Here is a 15,454-nt window from a genome sequence, read left to right as displayed (position 1 = left end):
CACACGCGCTGTGCGCAGTCTCGACGCCGTCGGCGCAGACTCGACCCAGGGCCTCTAGCCCCGCGGTCGCTTACCGGACGAAACCTCGTCGGGGTATCCGTCGTAGTACGGCACGTAGCCCTCGTCGCGGCCGGCCAGAACGTACAGCGGGTCCTCGACGCCGGGACCATAGGCCTGCTCACGCAGCTCCACCTTGCGACTCTTGAACGTCGTCGTGTGCTCTAGCGACTTCACCAGCCGTACGAACAGCGGCAGCGCATAGCCGGGTAGCCGGCCGTACACCGCACGGGCCATGGATTGGCCGTCGAACCCGGCGCCTTCGCGCAGCTTGATCGCGGCCATGCCAGCGCGGCCGCCGGTGCGCGGAACCTCGACGCCATAGACCGTGCACTCCTCGACGGATGCGTCGGAGGCCAACGCCGCTTCGACCTGAGTGGTGGCGACGTTCTCACCCTTCCAGCGGAAGGTGTCGCCCAGCCGGTCAACGAATGCGGCATGACCCATGCCCTGGGGGCTCATCACGTCGCCGGTGTTGAACCAACAGTCGCCCTGACGGAAAGCGTTGCGCACCAACTTCTTTTCGCTGGCCACCGGGTCGGTGTAGCCGTCGAAGGGCTGCAGCCGATTGACGGGGCTGAGCAACAGGCCGGGCTCACCGGCGGCCACTCGCCGCACCCGTCCGCTCGCATCCCGCAGCGGAGCGCCGGTGTCCGGGTCGTACTCCACATAGGCCAATGGCATCGGTGAGATGCCGGTGGTCCCAGGCACATTGAAGATGTTGACGAAAGCGGAGTTGCCCTCGCTGGCGGCGTAGAACTCGCACACCCGCCCGATACCGAACCGCGTCGTGAAATCGCCCCAGATCTCCGGCCGCAGCCCGTTACCGGCGATCACACGGACCCGGTGCGCCCGGTCGGTGGGCTTGCGCGGTTGGTTGAGTAGATACCGGCACACCTCGCCGATGTAGACAAACGCGGTGGCCCCGCTGTCAATCACTTCGTCCCAGAATCGCGACGCGGAAAACGACGTGCCCAGCGCCAGCGTCGCCCCGGAATTGATCACCGACGACATCGCCACGGTCAGCGCATTGTTGTGATATAGCGGCAGGCAGCTGTAGAGCGTGTCGGAGCCCTTCAGCCGCAACCCCATCCCGCCGAACACGGCCAGCGCACGCAGCCACCGTTGGTGCGTCATCACACTGGCCTTGGGGAATCCGGTCGTGCCCGAGGTGAAAATGTAGAACGCGGTGTCCCTGGCCCGCACCGCCGAGGCCGAAACCGGGTTGGTGGCGGGCGCGGTCGCGGCGAATCGCTCCAGGTCCTCGACGGTCAGGACCTCGCCGCTCGAGGCGCCACATTCGCCGACGAAGCCGACCAAGTCGGACTGGGCAATCAATACCTTGGCGTCAAGCAGGCCCAGGCTGTGGGCCAGCACGTCGCCGCGGTGGTGGTAGTTGACCATCCCGGCAATGGCGCCGCACTTGACCGTGGCCAACATCGCCAGCACGGTGTTGGGCGAATTGCGCAGCATGATCCCCACGACGTCGCCGGGGCCGACACCGCGCGCGGCCAGCACCGCGGCGTACCGGTTGGCGGTCGCATTGGCCTCGCGGTAGGTGATTTGCTGGTCGCCAAACCTCCCGAACTTGAGGAAGATCCGGCCACCATAGCGAGCCGCCCGGTCCTGGAAAACCGTGCCGATCGACGCCTTGGACCTGGGCTGGACCAGCAGCCCGGTCCGCGCCCCGCGCATGATCACCGGCAAGTCGGCCAGTACGCCCGGCACCCGGGATGCGATGTCGGTCAGGCTGACCCGGGTGGACACGTCGACCTCAAGCGGGCGCACAGGCCTCAAGCGCATCGCTCACCTTATCGACCACCACGAGCCGTTCCACCGCGGTCTGCGCGATGTAGCCGGCGTCGAGCAATCCGTCCATCCAGGCCAACAAGCCGTCGTAATGCCCCCACGGGTCCAGCATCACGATCGGTTTCTTGTGCACACCGAGATACCCCTCGGTCCACGCGTCAAATAGCTCGTCGAGGGTGCCGACGCCACCCGGCAGCACGATGAACGCGTCGGCGCGATCCTCCATGATCTGCTTGCGCTCCCACATCGTGTCGGTGACGATCAGCTCGTCGGCGTCATGGTCGGCCAGTTCGCGATGGACCAGCATCTTGGGAATCACGCCGACGGTCCAGCCGCCACGAGCCCGCGCCGCCGAGGCGACAGCCCCCATCGCCGAAACGTGACCGCCGCCCCATACCAGGTTCCAACCACGCGCGGCGATCGCCGCGCCGACGTCGGCGGCGAGCTCCAACAGCTCGGGATGCGTCGGTGCAGCCGCGCAATACACGGCCACCGTCCAGTCGCCGGCGGAATCGCGTTTCGCGGACATACACGCCAAACGTAGACCACGGGTGCGGAACTCGTGCGGCATTTGGCCCCATCGCAACGCGCGCGCCGAACACCATAAAATCCGGCAGTGCCGATTCGATGGAACGTCCCCGAACACTCGGCCGTGTTGGAGCGGTTGGACGTTGTCCTGGACCCGGACGCTCCGGTGGCGCGGGGCGGCGCAGTCGTGCTCGGGCCCGACGGCGTCGGCAAATCCACGTTGGCCCGCGTGGCCGCCGAGAACTTCGCTTCTCGACACCCGGGCACGCTGATCCGCTGGGTCACCGGCACCCCGACCGAACGCGTGGTCCCCTTCGGGGCCTTCAGCCATCTGGTGCAGATTGCCGACATCGGGAAGCCCGCTGCCCTCTTGCGGGCGGCACGCGCATCGCTGGGCAGCGCCGATCGGGAGGGGGACCTACTGCTCGTCGTCGACGACGCGCACGACCTCGACGTCCTGTCAGCCACACTGGTGTACCAGTTGGCGCTGGCCGGCGCGGCCCGAATGATCGTCACCGCCCGCGCCGAGGCAGCCCCCGAGGCCATCGCCGCGTTATGGACCGACGGCCTGCTCCATCGGATCGACATCGAGCCGCCCGGCGGGGCCACCAAACGATCCGACGCGGCCGATGTCGACGAGTTCATTGCCGAGCTGCCTGCGGCCGCACGGGCAGTGCTGGACTACCTCGCCGTCGAGGAGCCCCTCTCGCTCGCCGATCTGACGATCCTCGCCGGCGAGGGCGCGGTCCGGCAGGCGGAGGACCTGGGCGCGGCGGAGACCCGGGTGCGCGGCCAAGGCGCGAACGACCCGGTGGTCTACACGGCGCACCCGCTATTCGCCGAACGAGCGCGTGCCGAGCTTGGCGCCGAGGGCGCGCGACGACGGCGCACCGAGTTGGTCAGGCTGCTGTCGCGGCATCCGTCCGACCACCTCAGCGACCGGCTCCGGCTGGCGTCGCTGGCGCTGAACAGCGACGCCCCGCAGCCGGTAGCTGAGGTCACCGAGGCCGCCCAGCAGGCGCTGCGGCTCGGCGACCTGACGCTCGCCGAGCGGTTGTCGCGGGCGGCGTTGGATTCCTCGGGCGGACTTGCGGCGCGACTTGTCCTGGGCCAAGCGCTGGCCTGGCAGGGCCGCGGTCGCGAAGCCGGCGCGGTGCTCGCGGCGGTCAATCCGGGCGAGTTGTCCGACACCGAGCTCATGGCCTGGGCGGTGCCCCGGGCCGCGAACCAATTCTGGATGCTCGACGAGCCCGAGCGGGCCACCGCGTTCCTGCAGACCACCCGCAACCGGATGTCGGACCCAGCGGCCCGCCTCACCCTCGAAGCACTATCCGCCACGTTCGCGATGAACGCCGGGAATCTGCAGCGTGCCACCGCGATAGCCGCCGAGGTGTTGTCCCGACCGGTGGCGGACATGGCGGTGGCCTGGGCGGCCAGCGCCGCGGCATTATGTTCGGCGCGGATGGGCCGGTGGCGCGACGTCGAGCCGATGGCCGAGCGCGCGTTGGCCGCCGAGCATCCCGGGCTGCTGCGATTCACCACCGGCCTAGCCCAGATCACTTCGCTGCTGATGGCCGGCGACGTGGCGCGGGCGCAGGAACTGGCCCAGCGATTCACCGACTTCGCCGAACTGCAGCAACCCGGTCGGGCCGTGGGCGAAGTGTTGCTGGCAGACGTGCTGATCATCAAGGGCGAATTCGGCGCGGCGGCGTCGATGCTGGAGCCGGCCGCGGCGACGCTGGAACGCACCGGCTACTCGTGGGGGCCACTGTCGCTGATGTTGTTGGCGACGGCACTGGCGCACCAGGGCAACATACCTGCGTCCGCAATAGCGTTGCGCCGCGCCGAAACTCGCCACGGGACGAAGTCCGCTTTGTTCGCACCCGAGCTGGGGCTGGCGCGCGCGTGGACCAGAGCGGCCGCCCGGGACACCACGGGCGCCATCAGCGCGGCCCGTGAGGCGGCCCGGACGGCCGAGCGGGCCGGGCAGTCGGCGGTGGCTCTGTGCGCCTGGCACGACGCGGTTCGGCTGGGCGACGTCCGTGCCGTCGACCCGGTCACCCGACTGGCCGCCGAGATCGACTGTGCGGTGGGCAACATCGTCGTCAACCATGCACGCGCGCTGGCCAACCGCGACAGGGCGGCCCTGGCGGCGGTGTCCGATGAGCTGGCGGCGGTCGGGATGCGCGCGGCGGCCGCCGATGCCGCCGCCCAGGCGCGGCGCTAGGGCCGACTGTCAGCCGCTCAGGTAGCGCCGCAGCATCGCCACCGCGGCGGTAATCTGATCGACCGACACGCGTTCGTCGTGCCGGTGCGCCAGGTCGGGGTCACCGGGCCCGTAGTTGACCGCGGGTATGCCCAGGGCGGCGAACCGGGACACGTCGGTCCAGCCGTATTTCGCCCGGACCTGGCCGCCGGCGGCCTCGACCAGCGCCTTGGCGGCGGGCTGGGATAGGCCGGGCAGCGCCCCCGCCGCGGCATCGGTCTGCTCGATCTCCACGCCGAGCCCGTCGAACACGTCGTGCACGTGCTGCAGCGCCGCGGCGGGCGACCGGTCGGGCGCAAAACGGTAGTTGACCGTCACCGCGGCCGCGTCGGGAATCACGTTGCCGGCGACGCCGCCGTCGATCCGCACCGCCGACAGGCCCTCGCGGTACGTGCAACCGTCGATGTCGACGCTGCGTGCCCGATACCCCGCCAGCCGGTCCAGTACGGGGCCCAGCTTATGAATTGCGTTGTCGCCCAACCACGAGCGCGCCGAATGTGCGCGGGTACCGATCGCGCTGATCACCACCCGCAGCGTGCCCTGGCAACCGGCCTCGATGAAGCCGGCGGTGGGCTCGCCCAGGATCGCCACGTCGGCAGATAGCCAATCCGGCAGCTCGCGCTCGATGCGACCCAAACCGTTTGCCGCCGAATCGATTTCCTCGCAGTCGTAGAACACCAGCGTCAGGTCGTGCACCGGGTCGGCCACGGTTGCCGCCACATGAAGGAAGACCGCATCGCCGGATTTCATGTCCACGGTGCCGCAGCCGTGCAGCTCGCCGCGCTCGCGGCGGCTGGGCAGGTTCCCGGCCACCGGGACGGTGTCCAGGTGGCCGGCCAGCAGCACCCGCGTCGGCCGGTGCAGCGCGGTGCGCGCCAGCACGGCATTGCCGTTGCGCACGATCTCGACGCCCGACGTCTGGGCGCGCAACGCCGCCTCCACCTCGTCGGCGATGCGCGCCTCGTTCCCCGACTCGCTGGGGATGTCGACCAGGGCAGCAGTCAACTCGATCGGATCCCCGCGCAAGTCCAGCACGGCCCCAGCCTAGTTGGTCCGAGCAGTCGCAAAAGCCCCCAAATCGGGCCGAAATGCGGCTCTTCTGACAGTTCCGTGGGTGGATAGCAGCGAAGTAGGGGCGCACGCCGTTGTGGCTTAAGGTTTCTGGCTTGTGAAGGGTCCGAAACCAAAGGAGCCAGCAACGACGTGCGCAATGTGAGGCTATGGCGTGCGCTGCTTGGTGTCGACCGCCGCACGGTAATCGAGGACATCGAGTTCGCTGAAGACGGCGATGGCGCGGAGTTGGTGGTGGCGCGGGTGCGCTCGCGCAGCGGTATGTCGGGCCGCTGTGGCCGCTGTCAACGCAAGGCGCCCTGGTATGACCGGGGTGAGGGACCGCGGCGGTGGCGGGGCTTGGACTTGGGCACGATCCGGGTGTTTTTTGGAGGCCGAGGCGCCGCGGGTGAATTGCCCCGCCCATGGGCCGACCGTGGTGATGGTGCCGTGGGCGCGTCACCATGCTGGACACACGTTTGCCTTTGATGACACGGTGGCCTGGCTGGCGGTGGCCTGCTCGAAAACCGCGGTGTGCGAACTGATGCGAATCGCCTGGCGCACCGTGGGGGGCAGTCGTGGCCCGGGTGTGGGCCGACACCGAAAAGACCGTCGATCGGTTCGCCAATCTGCGTCGTATCGGCATTGACGAGATTGCCTACAAACGCCACCACAAGTATTTGACGGTGGTGGTCGACCACGACAGCGGCCACCTGATCTGGGCCGCGCCCGGACGCGACACCGCCACCCTGCGGCGCTTCTTCGACGCGCTGGGTGCCGACCGGGCCGCGCAGATCACCCATGTGTCCGCCGATGCGGCGGACTGGATCGCCGACGTCGTCGCCGAGCGTTGCCCGGCCGCGATCCGTTGCGCCGATCCGTTTCACGTGGTGGCCTGGGCCACCGAGGCCCTGGACGCCGAGCGGCGCCGGGCCTGGAATGACGCGCGGACGCTGGCGCGTACCGAGGCCAAATGGGGCCGTGGCCGGCCCGCCAAGAACACCGCGCCGCGGCCGGGTCATGAGCGGGCACGGCGGCTCAAGGGTGCCCGCTATGCGCTGTGGAAAAACCCCGAAGACCTCAGCGAACGTCAAACCGCCAAACTGGCCTGGATCGCCAAGACCGATCCCCGGCTATACCGTGCCTATCTGCTCAAAGAGGGCCTACGGCACGTGTTTTCGGTCAAGGGCGAGGAAGGCAAACAGGCCCTGGACCGGTGGATCTCCTGGGCGCGGCGCTGCCGCATCCCGGTATTCGTCGAGCTGGCCGGCCGCATCGTGCGCCACCGCCAGGCCATCGACGCCGCCCTCGACCACGGCCTGTCCCAGGGACTGATCGAATCCACCAACACCAAAATCCGGGTCCTGACCCGCGTCGCGTTCGGGTTTCACAACCCCGCCGCACTGATCGCGCTGGCCATGCTCGCCCTCGGCGGCCACCGCCCCACACTGCCCGGCCGCGGCTAACACCCCACCAGGGCACCCCTGGCGGGCCCCTTCCGCAGCGTCGCCGATTCTGCGCCACCCGCGCGTCGGTGTCCATGTCGTTCCGCCTCGCTGCGCTCGGGGGGCTCCACATGGACACCTCCCACGCAGGCAGCGCCAACGAGCAACTATCGCGGAAGGAAGCAAGAAGAAACTTCCAACCCATCAACCCACGGATAGGTCAGGAGCACCCGAAATGCGGGGCTTTTGTGTCTGCTCGGCCGGGGAAGTAGCGTGTCGAACGTGACTGGTGCTGCGGGCATCGGGCTGGCGACGCTGGCCGCCGACGGATCGATCCTCGACGCCTGGTTTCCCGCGCCGGAACTGACCGAATCGGGCGAGAGCGCAACGTCGCGACTGGCGGTGTCCGATATTCCGGCCGAGCTGGCGGCGCTGGTCGGCCGTGACGACGACCGCCGCACCGAGACCATCGCCGTCCGCACCAGCATCGGCTCGCTAGACGACGTCGCCGCCGACGCTTGCGACGCCTACCTGCGGCTGCACTTGCTCTCTCACCGCCTGGTGGCGCCGCATGGGCTGAACGCCGGCGGCTTGTTCGGGGTATTGACCAACGTGGTGTGGACGAATCATGGCCCGTGCGCAATCGACGGTTTCGAAACGGTCCGGCTGCGGCTGCGCCGCAAGGGGCCGGTGACCGTGTATGGCATCGACAAGTTCCCTCGCATGGTCGACTACGTCGTGCCGACCGGTGTGCGCATCGCCGACGCCGATCGGGTGCGGCTGGGCGCCCACCTGGCACCGGGCACCACCGTGATGCACGAGGGCTTCGTCAACTACAACGCCGGCACCCTAGGCGCGTCGATGGTGGAGGGCCGCATCTCGGCGGGCGTGGTGGTCGGAGACGGCTCCGACATCGGCGGCGGAGCGTCGATCATGGGCACGCTGTCCGGCGGTGGGACGGAAGTCATCTCGATTGGCAAGCGTTGCCTGCTCGGCGCCAACTCCGGGCTGGGCATCTCGCTGGGCGATGATTGCGTCGTCGAGGCCGGCCTGTACGTCACCGCGGGCACCAAGGTCGGCACGCCCGACGGAGGTTCGGTCAAGGCACGCGAACTCTCCGGCGGCAGCAACATGTTGTTCCGCCGCAATTCGGTGACCGGGGCGGTCGAGGTGGTCCCGCGCGACGGTCAGGGCATCGTGCTCAACGAGGCCCTACACGCCAACTGACGGCTGTCTTCGGCCTCAGCACCACGAGCCCGAATGCATTGGGACGCAAACGATATCCCGCCGGGTTCGGGGAGTAGATAGATGCAGACCAGGCTGACCATCACCAGGACTGCCAGCATGAAACCGATCACCCAGCTGCCGTAGGTCGTCAGTAGGGTGCCGGCGAGAACGGGCGCCAACGCGCCCCCAACGATGCCGGCGAGATTGCTCGCCAGCGCCGTTCCGGTGTAGCGGTAGCGGGTGGCGAACAGTTCCGGGATGAACGACGGCGCAGGTCCGAAGCCGACCCCAGCGATGGCGTGCATGCCGACCATAGCCGCCACGAACAAAATGGGCTCTCCGCTATCGATGAGCGGCATCACCACAAACGACCACGCTAGACACCCCGTCGCCCCGACCAACATCATGCGGCGGCGCCCGACTCGATCGCTCAAGCTGGCTGACAACGCGATGGACGCGATGCTCGCCAGCCCGCCCAGCAAGCCGGCGGACAGGATGAGGTCGCGGGAATAGCCCAGGTGGGCGCGGGCGTCGGCGGTCAGGAAGGTGGTGGACATGTAGGTGAGACCAAGAAAGCCGACGATGCTGCCCGTGGCCAGAGCGATCTCACGAGACTCTAGGCGAATGATCTCGATCAGCGGTGCCTCGGGCGCCTCGTTGGGGGTGTTTTCTCGGGCTTTCTCGCGGGCGAACACGGGGGTCTCGTCGATGTTGACGCGGACGTATACAGCGATGACGATCAGCCCCGCGCTAATCAAAAACGGTATGCGCCAACCCCATTGCATGAACGCGGGGCTGTGTTCTCCGATGGTGTGGTTCACTGCGAGAAAGATCAGGCTCGCCAGCACCACCGCGATTCCGGCGCCGACCGGTGTGAACATGCCGTACCTGCCGCGTTTGTCGGCGGGCGCGTATTCCGCACTCAGCAACGCCGACCCCGCCCATTCGCCACCGACGGCAAACCCTTGCAGCAGCCGCAGGCTGATCAGGATCAGCGGGGCTGCAGCGCCTATGGTCGCCGCGCTGGGAACCATGCCCACCATCACGGTCGATACGGCCATGATCAGCAGCGTGGCGACGAGGGTCTTCTTGCGGCCTAGCCGGTCCCCCCAGTACCCAAAGACGACGGCACCGAGCGGACGGGACAGAAACGCAGCGGCAAATGTCCCAATAGAAGCGACCGTGGCCACGGTGGGACCGAGGCGGGGAAAGAACACCGTCGGAAACACGAGCGCTGCCGCGGTGCCGTAGATAACGAAGTCGTAGAACTCGACTGCCGTGCCGGCAACACAGGCGACCGCAACCCGCTTCATCGGCGCGCCCCCGGGGCTGTCCGCAGCCGTCACGGCAAAGTCCCCGTTGCCCGCGTCCGCACACGACGACGCTACGTGAAGACGCGTCGCCCGGCCCAGGTGAAAATGCTGGCAGTTTCCTGCGTGTCGGGGCGCACGGGGCGGGCTGCTGCCGGGGCACGCATTATCGGCACGCTCGGCGCATGTCAGCGTTGTCGGCCAGCCCAGGGCTAGAAATCGGCCCGAAAACTCGCCATGAGTTCACGCTGGGCGCACGTCCGACAACCTTGGTTGACAGTTTGCTCCGCCGCGGCTATCGTTCATATTGTCAACCGTGTATGACAATTTGGCCAGGTGTCCGGTGCTCTCAAACGCGGCATGACGGCGACCGGGTGAGCCGGCACCAACACCTACGTGGAAGGGAGTTTGAAATGTCAAAGATTCGGACCCTATCGGCGGGTGTTCTGTGCGCGGTCGGCCTGTCACTCGCCGGAGCACTGGTGGGACCAGCCGTGGCTTCCGCCGAGCCGGGGCAGCCGATGGCGCCCGGGTCGCACGCGATGGCACCCGGGCTCCGCCCGGGCGCAACATCGATGCATCCGATGACACCTCCGATGCGCCCCGAGCCGCCTCCGACGCACCCGGTGTACCACTACACCGATGACCTGACGCACCCGGTGTGGTCGGTCACCCATCCGGTCTGGGCGCTGGTCCCCTAACCATCGGGCAGCCGGCATGTGGGTCACGTCGGCCGCATTCGGACCGGCTGGGAGCTGGGACGCGTGCGAGGTCCCAGCCGGTCCGGAATCGAATCGGTTCAGCTGCCGCTGCGAGCCTGCTTCTGCCGCTCGTCGTGGCTGGCTTTACGACGCCTCGTCCGCCACGGTCTGGCGCGCACCTCGAAGCGGCCCGCCATCTCCCCCATCGCACGCGGATCGGTCCTGAAACGCGTGCTCATGTCAGCTGCTCTCTGTGTTGAAATCGATTACAGCTCAGGCTGGTTCGGCTATCCGGCCGCCGGGATACGCGGCATCGAGTAGGCGCGGGGCGGCATCCGCAAAGCACTGGCCACACTGCCGCCGCCGACGTTGTTGGCCATCTGCCCGAGCGGCAACCCGCCCACCATGTGGCCTGGTGCGGCTCCAGCTCCAGCTTCGGCAGCGCCGGCCAGGCTGGTCAGCGGCAGCGCACGCGCCGCTGGGGTGACAGCCTGGTTGGCCGCGGCCCAGGCCTGCGGCACCGACAAGCCGCCGACCGACGCCGCCCGACCCAGGCCCGCCGCCACGCCGCCGCCCAAGCCCGAGGAACCCAGCCCGCTGCCCACCGACCCCATCGCGTTAGCTGCGTTTTCGACCGCCGTTTCGGCAGCCTTGGCCGCGGCGGGAGCGAAACCCTTCAACATCGAGCTCATGGTGTTGGTCATCGAAACGCCCGAGTTGGTCATCGACACGTGGTTGTTGACCATCGAGATGATGTTGCTCATGGGCGACAAGTGCGGCGAGACGGTCTTCCACAGCGCACCCAACTTCGACGTCGACGCGGTGTTTTGCGTGGGGGTGGCCATCTGCTGCAGCGCCTGGGGCACATTCGTCATCAGCTGGTTGGCCGCGGCGGTGTCGGTGGCCTCCTCCACCGCGGCGGCCTGCTCGACGAGCCCACCGGCGTTGGTTATCTCCGGAGCGTCCTCGAACGGGGCCAACGTCTCGGTGGCCACCGCCGCGGAGGCCGCATAGCCATACATCGCCGCGGCGTCCTGGGCCCACATCTCGCTGTACTCGGCCTCATTGGCCGCGATCGCCGCGGTGTTCTGCCCGAGCACGTTGGTCGCGATCAGGATCATCAGCTCGGCACGATTCTCGGCGATCACCGACGGGGGCACGGTCAACCCAAACGCCGCCTCGTAGGCCGCCGCAGCGGCCCGAGCCTGGTTAGCGGTCAGCTCGGCCTGAGCCGCGGTCACGCTCATCCACACCACATACGGCGAGGCCGCCGCGGCCATCAAACCCGACGAGGGGCCCAGCCACGACCCAGCCGTGAGCCCCCAAATCACCGACTGAAACGCCGACGCCGCCGAATAAAGATCGGCAGCCACCCCATCCCAGGTTTCCGCGGCCACCAGGATCGAGCTCGAACCCGGACCGGCATACATTTTCGCCGAGTTGACCTCAGGTGGTAACGCTCCGAAATCCATTGCTTTGCCCTTACTTTTCCGTCGGCTCGAATACCGTCGAGTCGGCTACTGGGTCGCCACGGCGTTGGCGGCCTCGGTCGCCGCATACGAACTCGCGCTGGTGGCCAGGGTGACCACAAACTGGTCGTGAATTGCCGCGGCCTTGGCGCTGACCGCCTGATACATCGCCCCGTGCGCGCCGAACTGCGCCGCCAGCAGCAGCGACACCTCGTCAGCGGCCGGGGGAACGACCCCGGTCGTCGTGGCGGCGGCGGCGGCATTGTTCGAGGCGGTCGAAGTGCCGATGGACTGCAGGACACCGGCTGCCGCCGCCAGCATCTCTGGCTGTGCATTCACAAACACGCGTTTTTCCTCCTGTAGCAACCCGAGCAATTGCCTGTGCGGATCACGATTTTGCTTGGTAGTCAAGAGATCCGGTCGCTTTGATTCCTTCGCACCATCGCCGTTGGTGGTGTCGAACTGGCCCCAATGATTGCGAAGACATAACGGAGACAACAGGTTAAATCCGCCCAACTTGCTGCGTCCGCAGATGCAAAATGCACCCGCCGGCCGGGCCAATGGTCGGATCTTCCCAAGCAGCCCAGACCGGGGGTGCAAAGTGCACACAGGGCTTCGCGTCGCGACACCCAAAGTACTTCTGTTGTTTACCTCATGTTCGCTTTCGCTCGATTTTTCGCGCGACCGCCGCCCGTGCTGGCCGCCCCGGACGCGGCCCCGCCGCCTAGAGCCCCCATAACATCCGTGTATTTTGCATCGCGGTGATCAGAATCGTTGGCGGTCACACGATCCGGTCCCTTCCGCAGCCAATGATTACCGTTGCGCCACGGCTGCCCAAAGGTGAAATCTTCACCAAGAAGTCCTGTCTCAGGGTGCAAAGTGCACACCCTGGGCCCTAAAGTCGGCCCATGGCCGCGCAACGCCCGTCGCCTCGTGTGCGCGAGCTCATCCGTGAGGGGGCACGGATCGCGCTCAACCCCAGCAAGGAGTGGATCGAAGAGCTCGACCGCGCCACCGTGGCGACCAACCCCGCCATCGCCAACGACCCCGTCCTGGCCAAAGTTGTCCGCCGCGCCAACCATGCCCATCTGGTCCACTGGGCGACGGCCAACATGCGTGACCCAGGAGCCCCGGTGCCGGCCAGTCTCGGCCCCGAGCCGTTGACCATGGCGCGGGACCTGGTGCGACGCGGGCTGGACGTGCTGGCGCTCGACATCTATCGCGTGGGCGAATACGTAGGTTGGCGACGCTGGATGGAGATCGCGTTCGACCTCACGTCCGACCCGCGGGAATTGCGCGAAATGCTCGATGTATCGGCGCAATCGATCAACGAGTATTTGGCAGCCACCCTTGAGGGCATCACCGCGCACATGCAGTTGGAGCACGACGAACTGACGCGCGGCACACACGCCCAGCGCCTCGAAGCCGTCGACCTCATTCTCGATGGAGCTCCCATCAGCCGCGAGCGCGCCGAAGCGCGGTTGGGCTATCGCCTCGACCAAAACCACACGGCCGCCGTGATCTGGAGCGACGACCTCGACGGTGACCACAGCTACCTCGACCGAGCGGCAGACGCCTTCAGCCACGCCGTCGGATCGGCACAACAGCTGATCGTGGTCGCCGGTGCCGCCACCCGCTGGGTCTGGCTGGCCGACGCCGCCGCCCTGGGCGTCGACGAGGTGCAGCGGGCGATCAGCACGCCCCACGCGCGTATCGCCATCGGGACCACCGCCCCCGGAGTCGAGGGCTTCCGGCGCAGCCATCTGGACGCTCTCACCACGCAGCGCACGTTGGCCCGGCTGGAGTCACACCAGCAGGTCGCGTTCTTCGCCGACGTGCAGTTAGTCTCGTTAATCACCCAGAATCCGCAAGCCGCAAGCGAATTCATCACGAGCACCCTCGGAGACCTCGAGTCGGCCAGTCCGGCGCTGCAGCAAGCCCTGCTGACGTTCATCAACGAACAATGCAACGCCTCCCGCGCCGCGAAGCGGCTTTACACCCACCGCAATACTTTGTTGCGCAGGGTAGAGTCCGCTCAACGGCTGCTTCCGCGGCCCCTGGACCACACCACCGTCCACATTGCCGTCGCCCTCGAAGCGCTGCAGTGGCGCGGCAAACACGCCACCACATCGGGTTCGGCCACCGGCCGTCGTGACGGCGTTCCGGCATAAATTTTTCAGCCTTCGTCCAGCAACTGCTTCTTGAGGACCTTGCCCAGCGCGTTGCGCGGCAAAGCATCCACGATCCGCACCTCGCGCGGACGCTTGTGCACCGAAAGCTGTTGGGCGACATAGTCGATCAGTCCGTCCGCCGCGACATCGGCGGAGCCTACGACGTACGCGACGATCCGCTGGCCCAAGTCCTCGTCGGGCAGCCCGACGACCGCCGCCTCCTGCACATCTGGATGGCCGAGCAGCGCGGTCTCGATTTCGCCTGCGCCGATGCGGTATCCGCCCGACTTGATCAAGTCGACCGACTCGCGTCCCACGATGCGGTGCATCCCACCACCGTCCACGACCGCGACATCACCGGTGCGGTACCAGCCGTCGGTGTCGAACGCCTCGGCGGTGGCGTCCGGCCGATTCAGGTATCCGTCGAACAGCGTGGGACCGCGAACCTGAAGCTTTCCAACGGTTTCCCCGTCGTGTGGGACCGAGCCGCCATCGTCGTCGACCAGCCTGGTCTGCACACCGGACAGCGGAAGGCCCACCCAGCCAGCACGACGGTCACCGTCGGCCCGCGTGGACACCGTGATCAGCGATTCCGAGGTGCCGTACCGTTCGATCGGACGGTGCCCCGTGAGTTCCGCGAGCCGGTCGAACACCGGCACCGGCAATGCGGCACTGCCGGACACCAACAATCGGGCCGATCTGAGCGCCTCGGCGGCCGCCTGGTCGGCGACCACGCGCGACCACACCGTCGGCACCCCGAAATACAGCGTCCCTGCGGCGGCACCGTAGCCGGCCGGCGTCGGTTTTCCGGTGTGCACGAACCGATTTCCGACTCGCAGCGAACCGAGCAAGCCCAGCACCAGGCCGTGTACGTGATAGAGCGGCAATCCGTGCACCAGAACGTCGTCGGGCGTCCATTGCCAGGCGTCCGCCAACGCGTCGAGGTCGGCGGCGATCGCGCGACGGCTCACCTGCACGCCCTTGGGTGGGCCGGTGGTGCCCGAGGTGTAGACCACCATCGCGATGGCATCGGGTGACGGTTCGGGATAACGGTGCCAGGAGCGGGCGTGCAAGCGCACCGGGATGTGCGGCAGCCCCTCCGGCGTATCGGGTACCGGGCCCAGCCAGGCCTGCGCCCCGGAGTCGCCGAGCATGTGCCGACGTTCGGCCACCCCGACGTCGGCGGGCACCGGGACGACGGACACGCCGGCGATCAGGCAGCCGGTGATCGCCAGGACCGTCGCCGCCGTCGGCGTGGCCAGGACCGCGACCCGGTACGCGCCGGCGACCCGCTCGGCCACCGACGTCGCCGCACCCACTAGATCGCTGCGGCTCAGCACGGCGCCATCGATGGTCACCGCGTCGCCGACGTCGGAGCCGGTGACAGCCGAGGGATTCAGGGAGGCCAGCAGCACGTGAGC

General features: G+C 67.8%; 11 protein-coding genes and 1 pseudogene. 5 read left to right on the top strand and 7 right to left on the bottom strand.

Annotated features, from left to right (window positions below; genetic code table 11):
- Positions 1–54 precede the first annotated feature (54 nt).
- Complete coding sequence (gene fadD6, locus G6N24_RS04110; RefSeq protein ID WP_085155892.1) at positions 55–1,860, bottom strand: long-chain-acyl-CoA synthetase FadD6; 1,806 nt, start codon at positions 1,858–1,860, stop codon at positions 55–57.
- Complete coding sequence (locus G6N24_RS04105) at positions 1,832–2,395, bottom strand: TIGR00730 family Rossman fold protein (RefSeq protein ID WP_085155889.1); 564 nt, start codon at positions 2,393–2,395, stop codon at positions 1,832–1,834. The genes fadD6 and G6N24_RS04105 overlap by 29 nt, the downstream gene beginning before the upstream one ends.
- 87 nt (positions 2,396–2,482) lie before the next feature.
- On the opposite strand from G6N24_RS04105, the gene G6N24_RS23830 reads away from it, so the two are divergent.
- The gene (locus tag G6N24_RS23830; RefSeq protein WP_085155886.1) at positions 2,483–4,621 is read left to right on the top strand and encodes an AAA family ATPase; all 2,139 of its coding nucleotides are present in this window, start codon (positions 2,483–2,485) and stop codon (positions 4,619–4,621) included.
- 9 nt (positions 4,622–4,630) lie between these two features.
- Here G6N24_RS23830 and dapE read toward each other — a convergent pair whose 3' ends face one another.
- Positions 4,631–5,695, bottom strand: coding sequence for a succinyl-diaminopimelate desuccinylase (gene dapE / locus G6N24_RS04095; RefSeq protein ID WP_085155883.1), 1,065 nt, complete (start codon positions 5,693–5,695; stop codon positions 4,631–4,633).
- A gap of 168 nt (positions 5,696–5,863) precedes the next feature.
- On the opposite strand from dapE, the pseudogene G6N24_RS04090 reads away from it, so the two are divergent.
- Together G6N24_RS04090 and dapD are read left to right on the top strand one after the other, a co-directional pair.
- Positions 5,864–7,176, top strand: a pseudogene (locus tag G6N24_RS04090) (ISL3 family transposase).
- 252 nt (positions 7,177–7,428) lie between these two features.
- Positions 7,429–8,382 carry a 2,3,4,5-tetrahydropyridine-2,6-dicarboxylate N-succinyltransferase gene (dapD, locus tag G6N24_RS04085; RefSeq protein WP_139822535.1) on the top strand — a complete coding sequence of 318 codons (954 nt, stop codon included), beginning with the start codon at positions 7,429–7,431 and terminating at the stop codon, positions 8,380–8,382.
- Here the strand turns inward: dapD and G6N24_RS04080 are convergent.
- Complete coding sequence (locus tag G6N24_RS04080) at positions 8,343–9,695, bottom strand: MFS transporter (RefSeq protein WP_085162119.1); 1,353 nt, start codon at positions 9,693–9,695, stop codon at positions 8,343–8,345. The genes dapD and G6N24_RS04080 overlap by 40 nt on opposite strands.
- Positions 9,696–10,105: 410 nt before the next feature.
- Here G6N24_RS04080 and G6N24_RS04075 point away from each other — a divergent pair, with 410 nt between their 5' ends.
- On the top strand, positions 10,106–10,393 hold the full coding sequence (locus G6N24_RS04075) for a hypothetical protein (RefSeq protein ID WP_085162118.1): 288 nt from the start codon (positions 10,106–10,108) through the stop codon (positions 10,391–10,393).
- 287 nt (positions 10,394–10,680) lie between these two features.
- On the opposite strand, the gene G6N24_RS04070 is transcribed toward G6N24_RS04075, so the two are convergent.
- Both G6N24_RS04070 and G6N24_RS04065 read right to left on the bottom strand, forming a co-directional pair.
- Positions 10,681–11,865, bottom strand: a complete 1,185-nt coding sequence (locus tag G6N24_RS04070) for a PPE family protein (RefSeq protein ID WP_085162117.1) — start codon at positions 11,863–11,865, stop codon at positions 10,681–10,683.
- A gap of 45 nt (positions 11,866–11,910) precedes the next feature.
- Positions 11,911–12,183, bottom strand: a complete 273-nt coding sequence (locus G6N24_RS04065) for a PE family protein (RefSeq protein ID WP_232070768.1) — start codon at positions 12,181–12,183, stop codon at positions 11,911–11,913.
- 587 nt (positions 12,184–12,770) lie between these two features.
- On the opposite strand from G6N24_RS04065, the gene G6N24_RS04060 reads away from it, so the two are divergent.
- Positions 12,771–14,033, top strand: coding sequence for an Rv1453 family transcriptional regulator (locus G6N24_RS04060; RefSeq protein ID WP_085162116.1), 1,263 nt, complete (start codon positions 12,771–12,773; stop codon positions 14,031–14,033).
- 5 nt (positions 14,034–14,038) lie between these two features.
- On the opposite strand, the gene G6N24_RS04055 is transcribed toward G6N24_RS04060, so the two are convergent.
- A complete protein-coding gene (locus G6N24_RS04055; protein ID WP_085162115.1) occupies positions 14,039–15,448 on the bottom strand; it encodes an acyl-CoA synthetase in 1,410 nt (469 codons plus the stop codon).
- Positions 15,449–15,454: the final 6 nt, after the last annotated feature.

It is taken from the genome of Mycobacterium lacus (assembly GCF_010731535.1).
In the GTDB taxonomy this organism is placed as follows: Bacteria; Actinomycetota; Actinomycetes; order Mycobacteriales; family Mycobacteriaceae; genus Mycobacterium; species Mycobacterium lacus.
The sequence above is the reverse complement of the archived record's forward strand: the minus strand, read 5'-3'. Positions and strand labels throughout refer to the sequence as shown.

Excerpts from the sequence above, each read along its gene's own strand:
- fadD6 (WP_085155892.1), bottom strand. The coding sequence starts at position 1,860 with ATGCGCTTGAGGCCTGTGCGCCCGCTTGAGGTCGACGTGTCCACCCGG.
- G6N24_RS04105 (WP_085155889.1), bottom strand. The coding sequence starts at position 2,395 with ATGTCCGCGAAACGCGATTCCGCCGGCGACTGGACGGTGGCCGTGTAT.
- G6N24_RS04080 (WP_085162119.1), bottom strand. The coding sequence starts at position 9,695 with ATGAAGCGGGTTGCGGTCGCCTGTGTTGCCGGCACGGCAGTCGAGTTC.
- G6N24_RS04075 (WP_085162118.1), top strand. The coding sequence starts at position 10,106 with ATGTCAAAGATTCGGACCCTATCGGCGGGTGTTCTGTGCGCGGTCGGC.
- G6N24_RS04070 (WP_085162117.1), bottom strand. The coding sequence starts at position 11,865 with ATGGATTTCGGAGCGTTACCACCTGAGGTCAACTCGGCGAAAATGTAT.
- G6N24_RS04065 (WP_232070768.1), bottom strand. The coding sequence starts at position 12,183 with ATGCTGGCGGCGGCAGCCGGTGTCCTGCAGTCCATCGGCACTTCGACC.
- G6N24_RS04060 (WP_085162116.1), top strand. The coding sequence starts at position 12,771 with ATGGCCGCGCAACGCCCGTCGCCTCGTGTGCGCGAGCTCATCCGTGAG.